Annotated in this window: 18 protein-coding genes; 8 read left to right on the top strand and 10 right to left on the bottom strand. The window is 66.5% G+C overall.

Annotated features, from left to right (window positions below; genetic code table 11):
• Positions 1–3: 3 nt before the first annotated feature.
• Complete coding sequence (locus CH273_RS26530; protein ID WP_179272919.1) at positions 4–759, top strand: LppM family (lipo)protein; 756 nt, start codon at positions 4–6, stop codon at positions 757–759.
• Positions 756–1,925, top strand: coding sequence for a glycosyltransferase family 2 protein (locus tag CH273_RS26525; RefSeq protein WP_179275555.1), 1,170 nt, complete (start codon positions 756–758; stop codon positions 1,923–1,925). The genes CH273_RS26530 and CH273_RS26525 overlap by 4 nt, the downstream gene beginning before the upstream one ends.
• Before the next feature lie 6 nt (positions 1,926–1,931).
• On the opposite strand, the gene metF is transcribed toward CH273_RS26525, so the two are convergent.
• A complete protein-coding gene (gene metF / locus CH273_RS26520) occupies positions 1,932–2,858 on the bottom strand; it encodes a methylenetetrahydrofolate reductase [NAD(P)H] (protein ID WP_032394703.1) in 927 nt (308 codons plus the stop codon).
• Between the two features lie 248 nt (positions 2,859–3,106).
• Here metF and CH273_RS26515 point away from each other — a divergent pair, with 248 nt between their 5' ends.
• From CH273_RS26515 to CH273_RS26500, 4 genes are all read left to right on the top strand, one after another.
• Positions 3,107–4,165, top strand: coding sequence for a polyprenyl synthetase family protein (locus CH273_RS26515; RefSeq protein ID WP_094631678.1), 1,059 nt, complete (start codon positions 3,107–3,109; stop codon positions 4,163–4,165).
• Between the two features lie 11 nt (positions 4,166–4,176).
• Complete coding sequence (crtI, locus tag CH273_RS26510; RefSeq protein ID WP_230596645.1) at positions 4,177–5,760, top strand: phytoene desaturase family protein; 1,584 nt, start codon at positions 4,177–4,179, stop codon at positions 5,758–5,760.
• Between the two features lie 157 nt (positions 5,761–5,917).
• On the top strand, positions 5,918–7,558 hold the full coding sequence (locus CH273_RS26505; protein ID WP_032394393.1) for an alpha-(1->6)-mannopyranosyltransferase A: 1,641 nt from the start codon (positions 5,918–5,920) through the stop codon (positions 7,556–7,558).
• Between the two features lie 10 nt (positions 7,559–7,568).
• Positions 7,569–8,534 carry a phytoene/squalene synthase family protein gene (locus tag CH273_RS26500; RefSeq protein WP_032394394.1) on the top strand — a complete coding sequence of 322 codons (966 nt, stop codon included), beginning with the start codon at positions 7,569–7,571 and terminating at the stop codon, positions 8,532–8,534.
• Here CH273_RS26500 and CH273_RS26495 read toward each other — a convergent pair.
• Positions 8,531–8,902, bottom strand: coding sequence for an Rv2175c family DNA-binding protein (locus CH273_RS26495; protein ID WP_032394395.1), 372 nt, complete (start codon positions 8,900–8,902; stop codon positions 8,531–8,533). The two genes, CH273_RS26500 and CH273_RS26495, sit on opposite strands and share 4 nt — an antisense overlap.
• A gap of 217 nt (positions 8,903–9,119) precedes the next feature.
• On the opposite strand from CH273_RS26495, the gene pknB reads away from it, so the two are divergent.
• Positions 9,120–11,102 carry a Stk1 family PASTA domain-containing Ser/Thr kinase gene (gene pknB / locus CH273_RS26490; RefSeq protein ID WP_052049324.1) on the top strand — a complete coding sequence of 661 codons (1,983 nt, stop codon included), beginning with the start codon at positions 9,120–9,122 and terminating at the stop codon, positions 11,100–11,102.
• Here the strand turns inward: pknB and CH273_RS26485 are convergent, their stop codons facing one another.
• Both CH273_RS26485 and CH273_RS26480 read right to left on the bottom strand, forming a co-directional pair.
• The gene (locus CH273_RS26485) at positions 11,103–12,488 is read right to left on the bottom strand and encodes a class II 3-deoxy-7-phosphoheptulonate synthase (protein WP_032394396.1); all 1,386 of its coding nucleotides are present in this window, start codon (positions 12,486–12,488) and stop codon (positions 11,103–11,105) included. It lies immediately after the preceding gene.
• A gap of 45 nt (positions 12,489–12,533) precedes the next feature.
• Positions 12,534–13,025, bottom strand: coding sequence for a polyadenylate-specific 3'-exoribonuclease AS (locus CH273_RS26480; protein ID WP_032394707.1), 492 nt, complete (start codon positions 13,023–13,025; stop codon positions 12,534–12,536).
• A gap of 79 nt (positions 13,026–13,104) precedes the next feature.
• Here CH273_RS26480 and CH273_RS26475 point away from each other — a divergent pair, with 79 nt between their 5' ends.
• Entirely contained in the window at positions 13,105–14,397 is a 1,293-nt protein-coding gene (locus CH273_RS26475) for a glycosyltransferase 87 family protein (protein ID WP_052049325.1), read from the top strand.
• A gap of 21 nt (positions 14,398–14,418) precedes the next feature.
• Here the strand turns inward: CH273_RS26475 and CH273_RS26470 are convergent, their stop codons facing one another.
• The 6 genes from CH273_RS26470 to CH273_RS26445 all read right to left on the bottom strand — a co-directional run bounded on the left by CH273_RS26470 (position 14,419) and on the right by CH273_RS26445 (position 19,105).
• Entirely contained in the window at positions 14,419–15,147 is a 729-nt protein-coding gene (locus CH273_RS26470) for a lysophospholipid acyltransferase family protein (RefSeq protein WP_032394397.1), read from the bottom strand.
• Between the two features lie 179 nt (positions 15,148–15,326).
• Positions 15,327–16,301 carry an ROK family protein gene (locus tag CH273_RS26465; RefSeq protein ID WP_032394398.1) on the bottom strand — a complete coding sequence of 325 codons (975 nt, stop codon included), beginning with the start codon at positions 16,299–16,301 and terminating at the stop codon, positions 15,327–15,329.
• A 55-nt stretch (positions 16,302–16,356) separates the two neighbouring features.
• A complete protein-coding gene (locus tag CH273_RS26460; RefSeq protein ID WP_032394399.1) occupies positions 16,357–16,830 on the bottom strand; it encodes a hypothetical protein in 474 nt (157 codons plus the stop codon).
• Between the two features lie 40 nt (positions 16,831–16,870).
• On the bottom strand, positions 16,871–18,097 hold the full coding sequence (locus CH273_RS26455) for an ArsA family ATPase (RefSeq protein WP_032394400.1): 1,227 nt from the start codon (positions 18,095–18,097) through the stop codon (positions 16,871–16,873).
• A gap of 29 nt (positions 18,098–18,126) precedes the next feature.
• Entirely contained in the window at positions 18,127–18,561 is a 435-nt protein-coding gene (locus tag CH273_RS26450) for an SRPBCC family protein (RefSeq protein ID WP_032394401.1), read from the bottom strand.
• Between the two features lie 151 nt (positions 18,562–18,712).
• Positions 18,713–19,105 carry a polyketide cyclase / dehydrase and lipid transport gene (locus tag CH273_RS26445; protein WP_082322388.1) on the bottom strand — a complete coding sequence of 131 codons (393 nt, stop codon included), beginning with the start codon at positions 19,103–19,105 and terminating at the stop codon, positions 18,713–18,715.
• Positions 19,106–19,142: the final 37 nt, after the last annotated feature.

Here is a 19,142-nt window from a genome sequence, read left to right as displayed (position 1 = left end):
TCGATGCCCTGGCACGATGTCGCTGTGCAGTCGACATCGCGAACACCTCATCGAACCCACCGCCGCCGCGTTCTCTCGGTGGTCGCACTGGCCCTGCTGGTCGCGCCGATGCTGGCCGGTTGCCTGCGCGTGCAGGTCACGATGGGCGTGTCGGCGAACGACCGTGTCGCAGGTCAGATCGTGGCGGCCAGCGTGCCGACATCGGACTCCGACACCGGCCCGGAACTGGTGGTTCCCTCCTCGATCGAGGACAAGGTTCGCGTCGAGCCGTACGACCAGGACGGATACGTCGGATCGCAGGCCATCTTCGACGATCTCTCGTTCGGCGACGTGCAGACCCTCGGCTCGATCTTCCAGAACGCGGCCGGATCGTTCCAGCTGACACTGCAGCGATCGGGTGACACCGTCACTCTTGCCGGCAACGCCGATCTGTCCTCCGTTCCGGTTCAGGGCACGGACGTACAGTTCACCATCGCGTTCCCGGCCCGCATCGGCACCACCAACGGCACCCGCGAGAGCGACAACTCGATCTCCTGGAAGTTGCCGGCAGGCGAGGTCACCTCGGTGCGCGCCGAGGTCAACTATCCCGATCCCAACACCAGAAGCTTCGCCGGCTGGGCCGGCATCGTGGGCGGGGTGACGGTCGGTGTCGCGGCCATCGTCGGAGCCATGGCCTGGGTGTCGCGCAATCCACCGCTGCGGGGCCGCGGCTCGCGCGGTACCGAGCCGGGAAGCTCGACCGAGAGAACATCTGTGTGAAAGACCGCGTGCTCGCGCGAACGACGGCGACCGCTGCCGTCCTCGCGGCTGCGTCGGCCGCGGTGTCGGAGTTCAACTCTCGGTTCATGCCGAGCCTGCACTCCCCGGAGCAGGACGTCACCGAAAGCGTCGTCGTCTGTATACCCGCCCGCAACGAGGCCGCGACGCTTCCCGCGCTGATCGGCGATCTCGCGAAGCAACGATCGTGCACGGATCTGCGAGTGATCGTCCTCGACGACGACTCGACCGACGGAACGGCCTCCGCTGCCCGCGCGGCTGCAGGCGGTGATCCGAGGATTCACGTCGTGACCTCCGGTGTCGCTCCCCCGGCCGGCTGGACCGGTAAGGCCGCCGCGTGCGCCGAGCTCGCGAGACTGGCCGACGAGGACGACCCGACGACGTCGTTGATCGTGTTCGTCGATGCCGATGTGCGCCTGGAACCGGAGGCCGTGGCTGCAGCGGCCCGCATGCTGCGACGGCGCGGTGCCTCCCTCCTGTGCCCGTGGCCGGAGCAACTGGCCGAGAGCACCGTCGAGCGACTGGTCCAGCCCCTGCTCGCATGGTCGTGGATGTCCACGCTTCCCGTCCCTCTCGGCAACGCGACGCTCGCACCGTCGATGGCGGTCGCCTGCGGGCAGTTCATGGCTTTCGACGCCGCCGCCTACCGGGCCGTGGGAGGCCACGGCTGCGTCGCCGCGAGCGCAACCGAGGACCTGGATCTGGCACGCGCTCTGCGTCGGCGGGGGTTCTCCACCGCGGTGGCGTCGGGTGCGGGGTTCGTTCGATGCCGGATGTACCGATCGGCAGCGGAGTTGCGGTCCGGCTACAGCAGGTGGTTGTGGAACGAGTTCGGTGGACCGGCCGGTTCGGTGGCCGCGGCCCTGGCACTGACCGTCGTGTACGTGCTGCCCCCGATCACTGCGCTCACCTCCTCGGGTGTCGCGCGTCGCCTCGGCTGCGCCGGCTATCTCGCAGGCACGGTGTCACGGATGTCCGTGCGGCGGCGCGAGACGGGATCGCGGTTCGGGGTGGGCGACGTAGTCGACGCCGCGCTGCACCCGGTCTCGATTCTCGCCTTCGTCGGACTCGTCGCAGAGTCCCACGTGCGCAGGCGTCGCGGCTCGCTGTCGTGGAAGTCGCGCCCGATGCCTGCGCCGCACACCTGACCCGTCTCACACTCGCGCGGCTGCAAGCCCCAGGTTGCTGAGCACCTCACGCGTCGCGCGCGCGAAGTTGAGAGTGATGAAGTGCAGTCCGGGTGCGCCCTCGGAGATCAGGCGCTCACCGATGTTCGTCGCGAGTTCGATGCCCACTTCTCGCACCGCGGCACGGTCCTCCTCGGGGCCGGATCCCGCTGCGCGCGTGAACTTCTCGTCCAGGTGCGACGGAAGCGTCGTGCCCGAGAGCTCGAGCATCCGGCGAACCGACCGAAGCGAGGTGATGGGCATGATCTCGGGAATGATCGGCTTGGCACCCTGCTCGGCGTCGAACGCCGACACACGATCACGTAGACGCAGGTAGTCGTCCACATCGAAGAACATCTGAGTGATCGAGTACTCCGCTCCCGCCCGCAACTTCCCGACCAGGCATCGGGTGTCCTGTTCGAGATCGCCTGCGCGGTGGTGTCCTTCGGGGAACGACGCCACGCCGACGTGGAAGTCGCCGAGATCGCGAACCAGCCGAACGAGCTCCTCGGCGTACTCGACACCGTCCGGATGCTTCTCCCAGTCGCCGAGTGGATCTCCGGGGGGATCTCCGCGAAGTACGAGGATGTTGGTGATACCGCGGTCCGCGTACGACCCCACCATGGATCGCAGCTCGTCCACACTGTGCGAGACGGCAGTGAGATGCGCCACAGGCAGAAGGGTGGTCTCCTCGGCGATCTGCCCGGTGACACGCACCGTCCGATCACGGGTGGAGCCCCCCGCGCCGTAGGTCATCGACACGAATGCGGGCTGAAGTTGTTCGAACTCACGGACCGCCCGCCACAGCCTGGCCTCGGCGGCCGCGTCTCGCGGAGGCGAGAACTCCACCGAGAACGGGATCCTGGCCTCGGGTTCTGTCCGTAGTCGGTCGACGATGGACGGTGTTCTCGTCACGAATCCTCGACTCGACCGCCCCCTGACGGAATCTTCGCTCACCCGAAGATCATAGGTTGCGGCCCACCGAAGCCCGTCGGGCATCCCTGACGACAGATGTTCGCTGCAGGTCGGTCCAGGGTTTCCACGGCCATTACTGTGGGAATGAGAATTCACGCAATCCACAGCAACCTTGGAGGATCGTCCTGTCCGGAGACTTTTCTTCACCCGTAGTCGACACTCCCGCCGCCGCGCACGACCCGAAGGCGATGCGCACGGCCGTCGACGCGACGCTCGCCGAGTTCTTCACCTCACGTCGAGATGTCGTCGACACCGTCGGTGGCGGCTATCCCGCTGCGGTGGCCGACCTCGAGGCCTTCGTACTTCGCGGTGGCAAGCGCATGCGCCCTGCATTCGCCTGGACCGCATGGCTCGGTGCAGGCGGTGAATCCACCGGTGCCCGAGCGGACGCAGTGCTGCGGGCGTGCTCGGCGCTCGAACTGATCCAGGCCTGCGCCCTCATCCACGACGACATCATCGATTCCTCCAGTACCCGACGCGGTTTCCCGACCGTGCACGTCGGGTTCGCCCAACGGCACCGAGACGCGGGGTGGTCCGGCGGCGCGGACCACTTCGGTGAATCGGCAGCGATCCTCGTCGGCGATCTCGCCCTGTGTTGGGCAGATGATCTCCTGCGCGAGTCCGGCATCGACGCCGATGCCGCACGACGGGTCCAGCCGGTGTGGTCGGCGATGCGCACGGAGGTTCTCGGCGGCCAGTTGCTCGACATCGAAGCCGAGGCAGGCACCGACGAGAGTGTCGCGGCTGCCATGCGAGTCAACCGCTACAAGACCGCTGCCTACACCGTCGAGCGGCCGCTGCATCTCGGCGCAGTCCTCGCCGATGCCGACGAGAACCTGATCTCGGCCTACCGCAACTTCGGTGCGGACATCGGAATCGCGTTCCAGCTGCGCGACGACCTCCTCGGGGTGTTCGGCGATCCCGAGGTCACCGGCAAACCGTCGGGCGACGACATCACCGAGGGCAAACGCACCGTGCTGATCGCGCTGGCGCTGGAGAAAGCCGACCGGACCCGGCCGGATCGTGCAGCCACGATCAGGGCCAGCCTCGGAACCGAACTCGACGCGAACGAAGTGGCCGACATCCGTTCCATCCTCGTCGAGCTCGGCGCAGTGGACGCGGTCGAGAAACAGATCGACGAACTCGGGACCCGGGCCGTTGCCGCCCTCGACAACAGTTCGATCGAACCGGTCGCTGCCGCGCACCTGCGTGCCATGGCAACCGCCGCCATCCAACGGCAGTACTGAAAGAGAGCGTCATGTCTTCGATCCGCACGGTCTCCGGCACCACCGACACCGTGGTCGTCGTGGGAGCCGGTTTGGCCGGCCTGGCCGCCGGTCTGCATCTGCTGGGAGCAGGCAGGAAAGTCACCATCGTCGAGCGCGACGAGACCGTGGGCGGCCGCGTCGGGGTGTACCCGGTATCGGACGCCGACGGAACGCATCTGTACGACATCGACAACGGCGCGAGCGTGCTCACGATGCCGAACCTGGTGCTCGAGGCACTCGCCGCCGTGGGTGCCGACTTCGAGTCGACCACGCCGCCGATTCGGCTGACCGCTCTGTCGCCGTCGTATCACACGCGTTACGCCGACGGCACGTCCATCGACGTCTATTCCGATCCCGAGGCCATGGCGGCCGAGGTCGAGCGAACCTGCGGCCCGGCCGAGGCGCAGGGATATCGCGAACTGCGACGTTGGCTCGCCGACATCTTCGACGCCGAGTTCGACCGCTTCATCGACTCGAACTTCGACTCACCGCTCGATCTCGTGGGATCGAAAGCTGCGATCTCCGACACCGCGACGCTGACCAGACTGGGCGGCTTCGGACGCCTCGGGCCACGCGTCGACAAGTTCCTGAAGGACACTCGCCTGCGTCGCGTGTTCACGTTCCAGGCGCTCTACGCCGGCATGGCACCTCAGAAGGCGCTCGCGGTCTACGGAGCCATCGCACACATGGACACCTCGCTCGGGGTGTTCTTCCCCGAAGGCGGCATGGCGGCAATCGCACGGGCCATGGCCGACGCGTTCGTCACCGCGGGTGGCACGCTCGAACTCGGCACCGAGATCGTCGACATCACCGTCGACCGAGGTCGTGCCGACTCCGTGATCACCGCAGCCGGCGGTCGAATCGCGTGCGACGCACTCGTTCTCACCGCAGACCTGCCCGTCGTCGACCGACTGCTCGACCGGGCGTCGGTGTCGAAGAAGGGCCGCCGGAACGGATACGGCGTGGTCTCGCCGTCGGCGGTCGTCGCGCACGGAACCGTTCCCGCCGACGTGACGGCGACGTGGCCCGCCCGCGCACATCACACCATCGACTTCGGTGACGAATGGGCCGAGACCTTCCGCCGGATCACCGCAAAGGCGGGCAAGGGGTCCTTGATGGCCGATCCGTCGCTGCTCATCACCCGACCGTCGGTCAGCGATACCCAACTCGAGATGGTGCGTGACGGTGTTCGATGCGAGCCGGTGTCGATCCTCGCACCGTGCCCCAATCTCGCCAGCGCGCCCCTTCCCTGGAACGAATTGGCGCAGCCGTACCTTCGCGAGATCCTGACGACCATGGAAGGTCGGGGGTACAAGGGCCTACTCGACGGATTCACACTCGACCACATCGACACTCCCGAGACCTGGGCGCAGAAAGGCATGATCTCCGGTTCGCCGTTCTCGTCGGCGCACGTGTTTCGGCAGACCGGGCCGTTCCGACGCAAGAACATGGTCGCCGGGCTCGACAACGTGGTTCTCGCCGGCTCGGGCACGACGCCCGGAGTGGGCGTTCCCACGGTTCTGGTGTCGGGAAAGCTCGCCGCAGAACGGGTGACGGGGCGCACGGGACGGTAGGTTCGTTCGATTGACTGCGTCGACCAACTAAGCTGAGCGCGATCGTTTGCCGGTCGCGCTCATTGCTGCGACCATGATCGTTCGGTGGTCGGCGTGAACCATCGGCCGGCGTACGGATCTCGACCCACAACTCGTTGCAGAGGAGGAGCAGGCGGCAATGTCTTCGATCTCGTCGCACTCCACCTCCGAGGATCGATCGTCGGACGGCCCCCTGCCCTCGGATTCGCGACGACCGTCCAGAGTGACCGCAACGGGCAACTTCCTTCGCAGTCCCGAGGGCAAGGCCGCGATACTCGGTGTGGTCGGTGCCGTGTGCATCGTGTTCGGCGGGTTCGGGGCCGGCAGTGTGCGCAGGCGCGATCCGTTGCTCGAGGAGATGCACCTGTCGTGGCTGCGATTCGGCCACGGATTCGTCCTGTCGACCATCATCGTCTGGGTCGGCGTACTGCTGATGATCACCGCCTGGGTTCGGCTCGGGCGTGCGACTCTGCACGGCCGCACCACGGTGGGTGAACTGCGCTGGATCGTCCCGGCATGGACCGCACCGCTACTGCTGTCGGTGCCGATGTTCAGCCGCGACGCGTACTCGTACCTGGCGCAGGGCGCTCTGCTCCGCGACGGATTCGATCCGTATGCCGTTGGCCCCGTTGCCAATCCGGGAGTTCTGCTCGACAACGTCAGCAATGTCTGGACCACCACCACTGCGCCGTACGGCCCGTTGTTCCTGCTGCTCGGCCGCGGAATCACCAGCCTGACCGGCGACAACGTGATCGCTGGAACCATGTTGCTGCGCCTGACGATGTTGCCGGGTCTGGCATTGATGATGTGGGCGGTTCCGCGGCTGGCGAAGCACCTCGGCGGCCGAGCGACCACCGCGGTGTGGCTCGCCGTCCTCAACCCTCTGGTCCTGATCCACCTGATCGGCGGGGTGCACAACGAGTTGCTCATGGTGGGCCTGATGACCGCGGGAATCGTGCTGACGCTCGAGCATCGACACGTGGGCGGCATCGCGCTGGTCGCCATCGCGGTGGCGATCAAGGCCACAGCAGGCCTCGCGCTGCCTTTCCTGGTGTGGATCTGGATGCTCCATCTGCGGGAGAAGGCACAGGCGGAGGGACGAAAGCCGATGTCGCCCGCCCTGGCGTTCGTCAAGACCGCCGGCATCGGAGCCTCCGTCTTCGTTGCCGTGTTCGCCGTGGCGTCGGTGATCGCCGGAGTCGGAATCGGTTGGCTGACCGCTCTTTCCGGATCGGCCAAGATCATCAACTGGCTCTCGCTGCCCACGATCCTGGCGCACCTGGTGACCGTCGGCACGTCGTGGTTCCTCGATCTCCGCCTCGGACCCGTTCTCGATGTGACTCGTCTGCTGTGCGCGATAGCGCTGGTGGTCGTTCTGGCGGTGGCCTGGTGGTTGGGCCGCAGATCCGAACGCGATGCGGTCAAGGGCATCCTGATCGCCCTGGTCGCCACCGTCGTGCTCTCCCCCGCGGCCCTGCCCTGGTACTACTCGTGGCCACTGGCGATCGCCGCAGGCTTCGCCCTTTCGCGCACGACCCTGATGATCCTGACGGGTCTGTCGACGTGGCTCATGCTCGTCTTCCAACCCGACGGATCGATCGGCCTGTACACCTTCGGACACGTCGCACTGGCGATCTTCGCCGCGGTCGTCGCAGCTCTGGCGCTGACACGCGTCGATCCGCTGCGTTTACGATCGGACCGATCCAGGGAACACCGTGCTGTGCCGAACGCGCCCAAGACCCCAGCAACGGAACCGACCGGAGACGAATCCACGTCATGAGGGCCGCGTGATGAAAGAACTCGACGGTATCGATCCTGAACTGCACGCGGCCTACCGCATCTGCCGCGAACTCAATGCCCAACACGGCAAGACGTATTTCCTCGCCACTCGCCTGCTCCCCACCGACAAGCGCGCAGGCGTACACGCGCTGTACGGGTTCGCCCGGATGGTCGACGACATCGTCGACCTCGAAGGCACCGACATCGCCGTGGGATCGGACGAGCTCAATGCCCGTCGCATCGTCGAACTCGACGTGATCGAATCCAGGGTGCGCGACGCATTGGCGGGAAAACCCCTGTCCGACAGCGTGTCCGATCAGGTGTTGAGCGCGTTGTGCGACACCGTGGCGCGCTACGACATTCCGCACGACTATTTCTTCGCGTTCATGCACTCGATGCGTATGGACATTCCGGGGAGTCCGATGTTCGTCTCGCGCTACCGCACGATGGAGCAGTTGCGCGAGTACATGTACGGCTCCGCCGCCGTGATCGGACTGCAGATGTTGCCGATCCTGGGAACCGTCGTCGAGCGGTCCGTGGCCGAGCCCCCGGCCGCAGCCCTGGGCGAGGCGTTCCAGCTGACCAACTTCATCCGCGACATGGGTGAGGACCTCGATCGCGACCGCATCTACCTGCCCACCGACGAGCTCGCGGCGTTCGGCGTCGACGAAGAACTACTCCGGTGGTGCCGCACCACGGGCAGTGTCGACGCCAGGGTCACCCGCGCCCTCGCACACCTGATCGCCGTCACCCGCTCGATCTACCGCACGTCCGATGCAGGCATCGAGATGCTGGATCCGCGAGTGCGGCCGTCGATGCGCACGGCGTCGATTCTGTACGGCCGCATACTCGACGAGGTCGAGTCACAGGGCTACCGTGTGCTCTCCCAACGCGCGACGGTGCCGCAGTGGACCAGAGCGCGCATAGCGCTGCCGCAGTTCGCCGTCACCGGCTTCAAGCGCGCGACGGTTCGCTAGAAGGCCATGGCCTGTGCGCGCCTGATCACTTCGCGCATCAGGTCGCCGTGCAGAGCAGCGACGGGTGCACCCGGCAGGCTCTCGTCCTCGGTGAACAGCCACCGCAGGATTTCCTCGTCCTCGTATCCGCCGTCGTGCAGCACGGCCAAGAGACCGGGCAGCCCCTTGACGATGGTGCCCTTGCTCGAATCGAGGAACTGCTCCGGTACGACGGGCACGCGTGAACGCTTCAGGGCGAGCAACTGGCGATCTCGGACGAGCTGTTCGACGCGGGTCTTGGGGACGTCGAGGATCTTCGCGACATCGGCGAACTGCAGCACGGACTCCGACGGATCGAGCACGTCGTCGGCATAGGGAATGGCACTCACGCAGGTAACGTTAACGGGTCCGGCATCGAGACTTCAAAAGCGTCACAGCCGGGTCGTTCCGCAGGCTCCACTCCTGTGCAGCCGACCCAGCCGGTCCGAGACACAAGCCACGATCGTCGGTCGGCATCCCCGGCACCGATACGATCGTCTTCAGTGTCCGGCGACCGAGCCGGAAGACGAGTGGACGACGAGGGGAGGTTCGGTGATACCGGGTTCGATGCTCGATCGTCGATACCGAATAGACGCACCGATCGCGCGCGGCGGTATGTCGACGGTCTACCGCGGACTCGACACCAGGCTCGACCGCCCCGTGGCGGTGAAGATCATGGACCCGAAGTTCGCCGAGGACCCCCAGTTCGTGCAGCGCTTCGAGTTCGAGGCACGTGCCGTGGCCAGGCTCAGCCACCCGGGCCTCGTCGCCGTCTACGACCACGGGCGCGACGGCGAACACGCCTTCCTCGTCATGGAACTCGTCGAGGGCGGAACTCTGCGTGAACTGCTGCGCGAGCGCGGTCCGATGCCTCCGCACGCTGCAGCGGCCGTCGTTCGCCCGGTCCTCGACGCACTCGCCGTCGCCCACCGAGCCGGCCTCGTGCACCGCGACATCAAACCCGAGAACATCCTGATCAGCGACGACGGCGACGTGAAGATCGCCGACTTCGGTCTCGTCCGGGCCATCGCTGCCTCCACCGTGACGTCGAGCAGTGTGATTCTGGGCACCGCCGCGTACCTGTCTCCCGAGCAGGTCACCACCGGCTCCGCGTCCGCGAGCAGCGACGTGTACGGCGTCGGTGTCGTGTTGTTCGAGCTTCTGACCGGACGCACACCGTTCACCGGCGACACCTCACTGTCCATCGCCTACCAGCGCATCGACAACGACGTACCGCGCCCCTCCACCCTCATCGCCGGCGTTCACCCGCAGTTCGACGAGGTGGTCCAACGGGCCACCGTCCGCGACCCGGAGCACCGGTACCGCAATGCCGACGACATGGCCCGTGCCCTGCGCGCTGCCGCGTCGGCGCTCGCGCTGCCCGAGTATCGCGTGCCCGCACCCAAACGCTCGGCCGAGCACCTGAGCTCGGCCGCGGCCGGAGCACCGACGACGGTGGCAGGCAACCGTCCGCCGTCCGCTCGCACCCAGGTCGTGGACAATCCTCCGCCCCCGCCCCAGCAACACGGGGTGCAGCACACCCGGGTGGTCACCTCGCCCACGTCCCGAGGCGTCGATGACAGCCAGGAACCGTTCGACGGGCCGCCGCCAGGGCCACTCCCGACCGGCCGACGGCACTACGAGTTCCCCGACTTCGACGCCGATCGCCAACGATCGCGCCGCGCGATCGTCATCTGGCTCCTCGTCGTCGCCCTGCTCGCCGTCTTGGTCGGCTTCGGCGGTTGGTGGATGGGCTCCGGGCGATACACAGCTGTCCCGATGGTGGACGGGCTCGACACCACCGGTGCGACCAGCGCCGTGGAGGCGGCCGGCCTCGAAGCCGCGGTGCGCGGAACCTACTCCGACTCGGTGGACACCGATCTTCTCATCGGCACCGACCCCACCGGCGGATCGCGAATTGCCAAGGGCGACACAGTGTTTCTCCTGGTGTCCTTGGGTAGCCCCACGGTTCCATCCATCGACGCGGACGCATCCGTCGAAGACATGGAACAGCAATTGCGAGACCGGACTTTCACACCCGTCGACGGCGGCGAGGCCTTCAGTACCTCCGCACCGATCGGCGGAGTCGCGGCACTGGACCCACCTCCGGGCACGGTCCTGACCACCGGCAGCTCGGTCACGGTCCTACGCAGCAAAGGCGCGCCGCCGGTCGAGGTACCCGACGTACGTGGGCAGAGCGTGGACCAGGCCCGAACGACGCTGGAATCGGTCGGCATCACCGTCGGCGAGGTTCGAGAGACCTTCGACGAGGACACCGACGGCGGAAAGGCGATCGGGACGACGCCGGAAGCCGGCGAGAAGGTGAGATCCGGGTCGACCGCGGTGCTCGAGGTGTCCAATGCCGTCACCGTGCCGTCGCTGCTCGGCCGGTCGGTGGGCTCGGCCCGGACCACCCTCGAAACATTGGGCCTGCCCATCGACGTCCGTCAGGTGGTGGACACCGACGGATCTCTGGTCATCAGCCAGAGCCCCGGAGCCGGTTCTCGCGTGGAACCGGGCTCCGAGGTCAAGGTCGTCTCGCTGCCCTGATCAGTCGCGAAGCATCTCGGCGACGAGGAATGCCAGTTCGATGCTCTGCTGCGTGTTCAGCCGCGGGTCGCAGGCCGTCTCGTACCGACCGGCGAGGTCGAGATCCGAGATGTCCTGGGCACCGCCGAGGCACTCGGTGACGTTGTCGCCGGTCAGTTCGACGTGAATTCCGCCCGGATGCGTTCCGAGGCCGTTGTGGACCTCGAAGAACCCCTGCACCTCGTCGACGATGCGGTCGAAGTGCCGCGTCTTGTAGCCGGTCGACGCCTCGTGGGTGTTGCCGTGCATCGGGTCGCACTGCCAGATGACCTGGTGGCCGGTGGCCTGAACCTTCTCGATGATCGCGGGCAGGATGTCGCGCACCTTGCCGTTGCCCATGCGTGAGATCAGCGTCAGACGGCCCGGCTTGTTGGTGGGGTCGAGACGCTCGACGTACTCGACGGCCATCTCGGGCGTGGTCGTGGGCCCGATCTTGAGACCGATCGGGTTGGAGATCAGCTCGGCCAGCGCGATGTGCGCCCCGTCGAGCTGGCGGGTGCGGTCGCCGATCCACAGGAAGTGCGCGGACAGGTCGTACAGCTTGGGGTGATCGTCGGTGTTGTCCAGGCGCAGCATCGCACGCTCGTAATCGAGAACGAGCGCTTCGTGGCTGGCGAAGATCTGCGCGGTGTGCAGATTGGGGTCCGAGACGCCGCAGGCATCCATGAACCGCAGTCCGCGGTCGATCTCCCCCGCGAGCGCCTCGTAGCGCGCACCGGCGGGCGACTGAGCGACGAACTCGCGGTTCCAGTCGTGCACCTTGTGCAGGTCGGCCATGCCCGCACCGGTGAGCGCGCGGACCAGATTCATCGCCGCGCTCGCATTGGCGTACGCGCGCACCAGTCGCGACGGATCGTGGCCGCGGACGCTCTCGTCGGCGACGAGGGAGTTGATCATGTCGCCGCGGTAGGACTGCAGACCGAGAGCGTCGATGTTCGACGAACGCGGCTTGGCGTACTGCCCGGCGATACGGGCGACCTTGACCACCGGCATGCTCGCGCCGTAGGTGAGCACCACCGCCATCTGCAGCAGCGTGCGGATGTTGCCCTTGATGTGCGGCTCGGTGTTGTCGACGAACGTCTCGGCGCAGTCGCCTCCCTGGAGCAGGAACGCCTCACCGCGAGCGACGGCAGCGAGCTTGTCCGACAACGCCTCCACCTCACCGGCGACGGTGATCGGAGGAACGCTCTCGAGCACCTTGCGCATGTCGGCAGCATGCTCGGGATCCCACTGCGGCTGCTGCGCAGCCGGCTTGGCCAACGCATCGTCCAATCGAGAGCGCAGCGTCGGCGACAACGGCGGCAGGTCGGGCAAGCGATCGATGGGTACGTCGACAGTCCAGTTCACCGCTACAGGATATTCGCACCGCCGAAGCCGCAGGACAACGGGTGTTCACCCGCGGTAGGAGTGCTCCTCGATCGCCTGGAACTTCGCCAGATTGTGCCGCGCGTCGGCGAGGGCGTCATGAGCGTCGTCCGGCACCGACGGCAGCTCGGGACTGCCGCGATCCTCCCAGTGCTGGCGCAGCTCACGAGTGAACCGCGGCAGCGAACGCGGCAACTCGGTCATCGAGCCCCACAGCTGGCAGAGCGCCACATGGTCGTACGCCGCAACCCACGCCCACAGTTCGACCTCGGCACCGTAGTGCGGAACGAGAAATTCGAGCAGTTCGTCCCGGATTCGCGACCGGCTCATCCACAGCGGCGACGAGTACGGTGGCAACTTGGGAAGTACGTTGCGTCGAACCCAGCGGCCGGCGCGCTCGGGGTCGAACTCGGAGGACACCGCATAGAACTCGCGACCGTCCTCCGACACCACACCGATCGAGACCAACTCGATTGTGCGACCATCCTCGATGAACTCTGTGTCGTAGAAGTAGCGCACGCGGCTCACCCTAGCGCGTCCTGGACACGCCCCCCACGTACCGGTAGCCCCGATCCGAACAGCCCTGAAAGGGAACGTTGTGACCTCGCCCGACACCAACCGTCCGGTCGCCGAAGCACCGGAGCCTGCCGCGCCGACGCGACGCCGGTGGCCGAGTTGGGCGGTGGCGTCGAGCAGGGTCCTGGTCCTGATCGGTGCCGTTGTGGGCGTGCTGTTCCATCTCAACGGCTTCCCGGGTCTACGTCCGATCGGTGAGCACTACCGACTGGATCTGGACGTGTATCGACTCGGCGGTCAGGTGTTCGCCGAGGGCGGGGATCTCTACGGTCAACTGCCTCCGATCGCGACCGGTACCACGCTGCCGTTCACCTATCCCCCGATCGCCGCGGCGATCTTCAGCCCACTGTCGTCGGTGTCGTTGTACGCCGCCTCGATCGCGGTCACCGTGCTGTCCATGCTCTTGCTGCTGGTGACGATCGTGGTCACTCTCACCTCGCTCGGGGTACGCCCTCGCGCACTGATGTGGTGGTCTGCAGGTGCCGCGTTCGCGGTGGCCGTGCTCGTACTGGAGCCGGTCACCTCGACGCTGAACTACGGGCAGATCAACATCGTGCTGATGGCGTTCGTTGCACTGGACTGCCTACCGAAGAAGACGCCGTGGCCCCGAGGTGTGCTGATCGGTCTCGTGGCCGCCGTCAAACTCACGCCCGCGGTGTTCGTACTGTTCTTTCTGTTGCGCAAGGACTTTCGAGCAGCGGTGGTGTCGGTACTGAGTTTTGCGGTCTTCACCGCGATCGGTTTCGCGCTCACGTGGTCCGACTCGGTGAGGTACTGGACCGAGACGATCGTCGATTCCGACCGAATCGGCGGCCCGGCCTACCCACCCAACCAGTCGATCACAGGAGTGCTCGCACGGCTCGGGTTGGACGAAGTGCCCCGATCGATCCTGTGGCTCGCGTTGTCGGTGGTGGTGCTCGCCATCGCGGCGGTGGCGATGCGGAAAGCTTTTGCCGCAGGCGAGACTGCGCTGGCGCTGACGATCAACGCCATGTTCGGTCTGCTGGTGTCGCCGGTCTCGTGGTCACACCACTGGGTGTGGGCCATCCCGTTCACCGTTGTGCTCGCCGTTCTCGGTTATCGCCGCCGCAGTGCGCTGCTGGCGACCCTGGTGGCCGTCGGGCTGGCGTTGATGCTCTACCCGCCGCACTGGAAGCTCGGCGAGGGCCGATGGAGCGGCCTCGGCTGGCCGCTCGTGGATCAGTTCGCGGCCTCGGGCTACGTGTGGTGGGCTCTCGCGTCGATCGTCGCGCTTGCTGCGATCGGGTGGACCGACCGAACCGATACGAAGGCCGACACCCGTCCCGCACCCTGATTGCGGAGCGAGCCGGCAGATTCAGCTGGCCTTGGAATCCGGAATACGCTGCGCGGTCGGAGCCGACTCCGCCGCGGGTGCAGCCTTCTTCAGAGACGCGGCGTACACGTCCACGTACTCCTGACCGGAGAGCAACATCAGGTCGTACATCACCTCGTCGGTGACGGCACGCTCGACGAAACGGTTGCCGGCCATACCTTCGAAGCGAGAGAAGTCGATGGGCTTTCCGATTCGGATGGTGACCTTCGCCGGACGCCACACTCGCGAACCGATCGGGTTCATCTTCTCGGTACCGATCATCGCAACCGGGATCACCTGGACCCCGGTCTGCAGTGCCAGACGCGCCATCCCGGTCTTACCCTTGTACAGCCGCGCGTCGGGCGACCGCGTGCCCTCGGGGTAGATACCCAGAACCTTGCCTGCTTCGATCACGCGCACACCTGCGTTGAGAGCGTCCTGTGCCGCGTCGGCTCCGGTGCGATCGATCGGCACCTGACCGACCGCGGTGAAGAACCACTTCTGGAACGCACCCTTGAGACCCGGTCCGGTGAAGTACTCGCTCTTGGCGAGGAAGGTGATGCGCCTGGGCGTCTTGAGTGGGAGATAGAAGGAATCGAGAACGGCCTTGTGGTTGCTGGCCAGAATGACCGGACCCTCCGTCGGGATGTTCTCCGCACCCTCGATCGTGGGCCGACCCAGGGCGATGAGAAGGGGGCCGACGAAAATGTACTTAACCAGCCAGTACCACATTGACATGCTCCCTGAAGATGGTCGGGAAATCGTTTGGTGCCGCCTCGCCCTGGAGCGAATCGACTGCGGCCGTGCCTCCTCGAACCGTGCCGCGTAGTGAACTGTACCCACGGTTTATGACACCAGCCACATCATCTCCGAACCCGGGACAGAGGTCACAGGAAGCGGGCGAAGAACAGTCACCGAACCCCGGTGACGAACTGCGCACGGGCCAACTCCGCGGCCCCGATCATGCCCGCTGCCTCACCGAGTTGAGTACTGCGAATCCGCGCGAGAGGCCGATGGCCCGCACCGGTCACCAGCTCGGCGTACTTGTCGGTCGCGCGGGCCAGGAACTGACTCGACGACGTCGCCACTCCACCGGCCAACACGATCAGATCGGGGTCGTACACGTCGCTGACCATCGAGAGCCCGACGCCGAGCCATTGCGCGAAGTCTTCCATCGTGCGGCGGGCGATGGAGTCGCCCTCGTGCGCAGCGCCGGCGATGCGGCGGCCGGTCAGAGACCCCGGGTCGAGGAACACCTCGCGTGCCAGGGTTGTCGACGACGCCGGGTCCGCCGCCAGTAACTCGACTGCCGTGTCCACCAGAGCGGTGCCGCTGCAGTACCGCTCCCAGCAGCCGCGCTTGCCGCAGGGGCATGCCCGGCCGTCCGGCACGACCTGGATGTGACCGAGTTCCGGTGCCACCCCGTGGCTGCCCCGATAGATCCTGCCGTCGATCAGCAGCGCAGCACCGATGCCGGTACCGATGGCCACCATCACCACGTTGCGACCACCGGCCGCGGCACCGAAGCGATACTCGGCCCAAGCCGCAGAATTGGCGTCGTGCTCGAGCAGGACCGGCAGACCGATGCGCATGCTCATCTCCGTCGCCACGGGGGTGTTCACCCACGGCAGATGCGGGGCGAAGAGAACCGTCGTGCGATCGGAGTCGATGAACCCGGCGACGGCGAGCCCTACGGCCGCGATGTCGTGTCGCCCGGCCAGTTCCTGCACGGCGCGGTCGAGACCGCGTTCGAGGGCGCGAGCAGTGTGCGGGGTAGGAGCGGCAGTCGAGTCGAGTACCTGACCGTCCTCGTCGACGACCGACGCGCGCAGGCTCGTCCCGCCCACGTCGATGCCGACCGTCAATCGCTGGTGGTGCCGCTTCATTCGTTCATGCCTTCCTCGGCCGTCCCCCACGCGGCCTGCACCCGAGTCGCTCCGCTCACGGACGCTCCCGCTCGTCCGACTGCGAATTCTTCACTCGAACGGTAATCGGAACGAACGACGCGGGGCGGGCATCCTGCAGTTTCGTGTCGATCGACACGTCCGCGACCTCTGCCGGGTCCGAGGGCATGTCGGCACTGCCGGGTCCGGATTCGGCCGCGGCCTCGGGTGACCGCGACTCGGTGGGAGCCTGCGTCGCAGAATGCGGAGCCCCGGAGGTCGTGTGATCTGCGAGCAACTGACGCAACAGCGCGATCACCACGGCGCTCTCGGAGGCCACGAGCTCGACCAGATCGTGGCGCTCACCGCGCACCAGGGCCGCGAGCGCGCAGACCGGGCACCAACTGCATCCCTGTTGGTCACGATCCTGCTGCGTCTCGGCGACCCGGCGCAGGATCGGCTCGAGTCGCGTCAGCACGGTGTCCGCCAGGGCCAGCAGATCCGCCCCCAGCTCGGAATGCTCCGAGGTCATCGAATCACCCCGGCCGTCGGGGTCGTAGAGGTCGTAGAAGTCACAGTGGCCACACGTCGGGGTTCGGGCGAAAACGCACAACCAGGAACGGTCCGTCGAGTTCGGCGGAGTCGGCGATGCACCGACGCAGCACCGACGCCAATGTGATGCGCCGTCGCCTCCCGTCGGCACTGACTATCAAGTCGTCCTCCACTCGCCCCAAGCCCAAGGTCGTCGAATCCGCCACCGGCAGCAGCATTCTCATCGCGTACACGGATTCGAGTCCGGTACCCGACTCGAGCACCACCGAAGGCTGCTCACCCCAGCCCGGCGCGCGCCGTTCGAGGGAGTCCGGTTCGAGGCGATCGGCCACATCTTGCAAGGGCCCCAACCCTACCGGTTCACCGGGAGCGTGCTCCACCTCCACGATCGGTACCGTACCGACGCGTCGACGCAGCTCGGCGACCGCGTCGAGCTGCGCCGCCCGCCACCTCTCGAACCAGAACACCGCCGGGTGAGCGCCCACGAGACCGATCGACGACGCGGTGAGCTTCGGCAGGATTCTGTTGACCAGAACACGATCGATTCTGATGCCGAGCAGAGCAGCCGCCGACAGTGTTCTCTCCGCGTCGACGACCGACAGCTTTTCGGCGGTGACGACGACGGTCGCCCCGGTACGAGCGGAGTCGGTGATCAGGGACCGGACGGAGCCGACCTGAGCGAGGATTCGCTCGATCATCGCCACCACGAGGGTCAGACGTACATCGGAGCCGGTGCCCGAGACCATCCGAGCATGCAGGGGCCAGATCCGCTCGACGTACGCGGCGACGGTATCGGGCAGCTGCAGCGTCCGCAGGGCATCCGCGGATGCGGGAAGATCGACTATCACTGTGTCCCAGCGATTCTCGTCGGCGAGACGGACGATCTCGTGCATACCGAGCAGCTCTTCGACTCCGGGAAGACCGAGCAGCTCCTCCGGTTCGATCGCCCCGAAACTCACCCCGTGCTCGTGTCCCGCGGACGCCACGGCCATCAACGAGCCCAGCCCCCGGTACCGCGCTTCGAGCAACGCCAACGTATCGATCTCGACGATGTCGAGACCAGGAGCGATCGAACGAACACCGGACGAATCCTCGGCCTCTGCGTCCCCCGCGAATGCGTCGGCGAGCGAGTGCGCCTGGTCGACGGAGGCGATCAGCACCCGTTCACCGGCCCGAGCCAGTCGCAGACCCGACGCAGCCGCCAACGTCGTCTTACCCGCGCCACCTTTGCCGAGGAACAGCAACACCGTGGTGCGGGCTTCGGTGCGAGCGTCGGTCAGCCTTCGACCCGCTTCTTCAATTCCTTGAGCGCGGTGTCGGTGATGACCTTTTCTGCTTTGCGCTTGAACAGACCGATCATCGGGATGTTCAGATCGACGGTGAGCTCGTACGTCACGTCGGTGCCGCCGCCGGTCTCCTTCAACGTGTACGAGCCGTTCTGAGACTTCTGCATCTCACCGGACACGAGATTCCACGAGACCGAACTGCCGTCTGCCGCCCAGTCGTACTCGAGTTCGTAGGTGTCCTTGACCATTCCCGCATCGAGCACGAACTTGACGCGCTTGCCACGGCCGTCCTCGTCGACCTCGAGGACCTCGACGGATTTCGCGGCCGACACCCACGTGGGGTACGCGTCGAAATCGGCGATGACGTCCATGACCCGACTCGGTGGGGCTTCGACGACGATCGACCTCTGGGTTTTCTCCGCCATGACTACTGGTCCGCTTCCTCTCGGGTACTTCGATCAGCTCGGGTACTTCGATCAGCTCGGTTTGCTTCGGTGCCGTCGAACTCGCGCAGGCCTATCTCACACGATCGATCCGCCGCCGCACAACGCGAACCGGCCGACCGTACCGCGCGGTTCATTCACGAGCCGAAGTCGACGCTACGTGGTGGGGTGCCTCACCTGCAGACCGACCGGCCTCGAGCTCTCGTTTGAGCTCGAACGTCATCGCGCGTCCGGCCACCCGACGGGCATGCTGGTGCGCCGCGACGTCGGTGCCTGCGGCAGGTTCGGCATGCAGGAAGTAATGCACGATCACACCGTCGAGCGCAGGCTCGAGCCACAGTTCCATCGTTCCGACCACACCACCGCGCACCGCCCAGCGGATCCCCTTCTCGCCCCGGTCCTCGGTGACGGTCAGGTTCAGATCCGGCCACCATCGACGCCACCGAGCGGGCGATGCGAACGCATGCGCAACCCGCTCGCCCGAGGCGGCCACGAACGTCTGATCCGCAACTTGAATACTGCTCATCGACAGAGCTTCACACATCGGTTCCCCGGCCGTGCGC

Source organism: Rhodococcus sp. 05-339-2 (genome assembly GCF_002258965.1).
Taxonomy (GTDB): domain Bacteria; phylum Actinomycetota; class Actinomycetes; order Mycobacteriales; family Mycobacteriaceae; genus Rhodococcoides.
The sequence above is the reverse complement of the archived record's forward strand: the minus strand, read 5'-3'. Positions and strand labels throughout refer to the sequence as shown.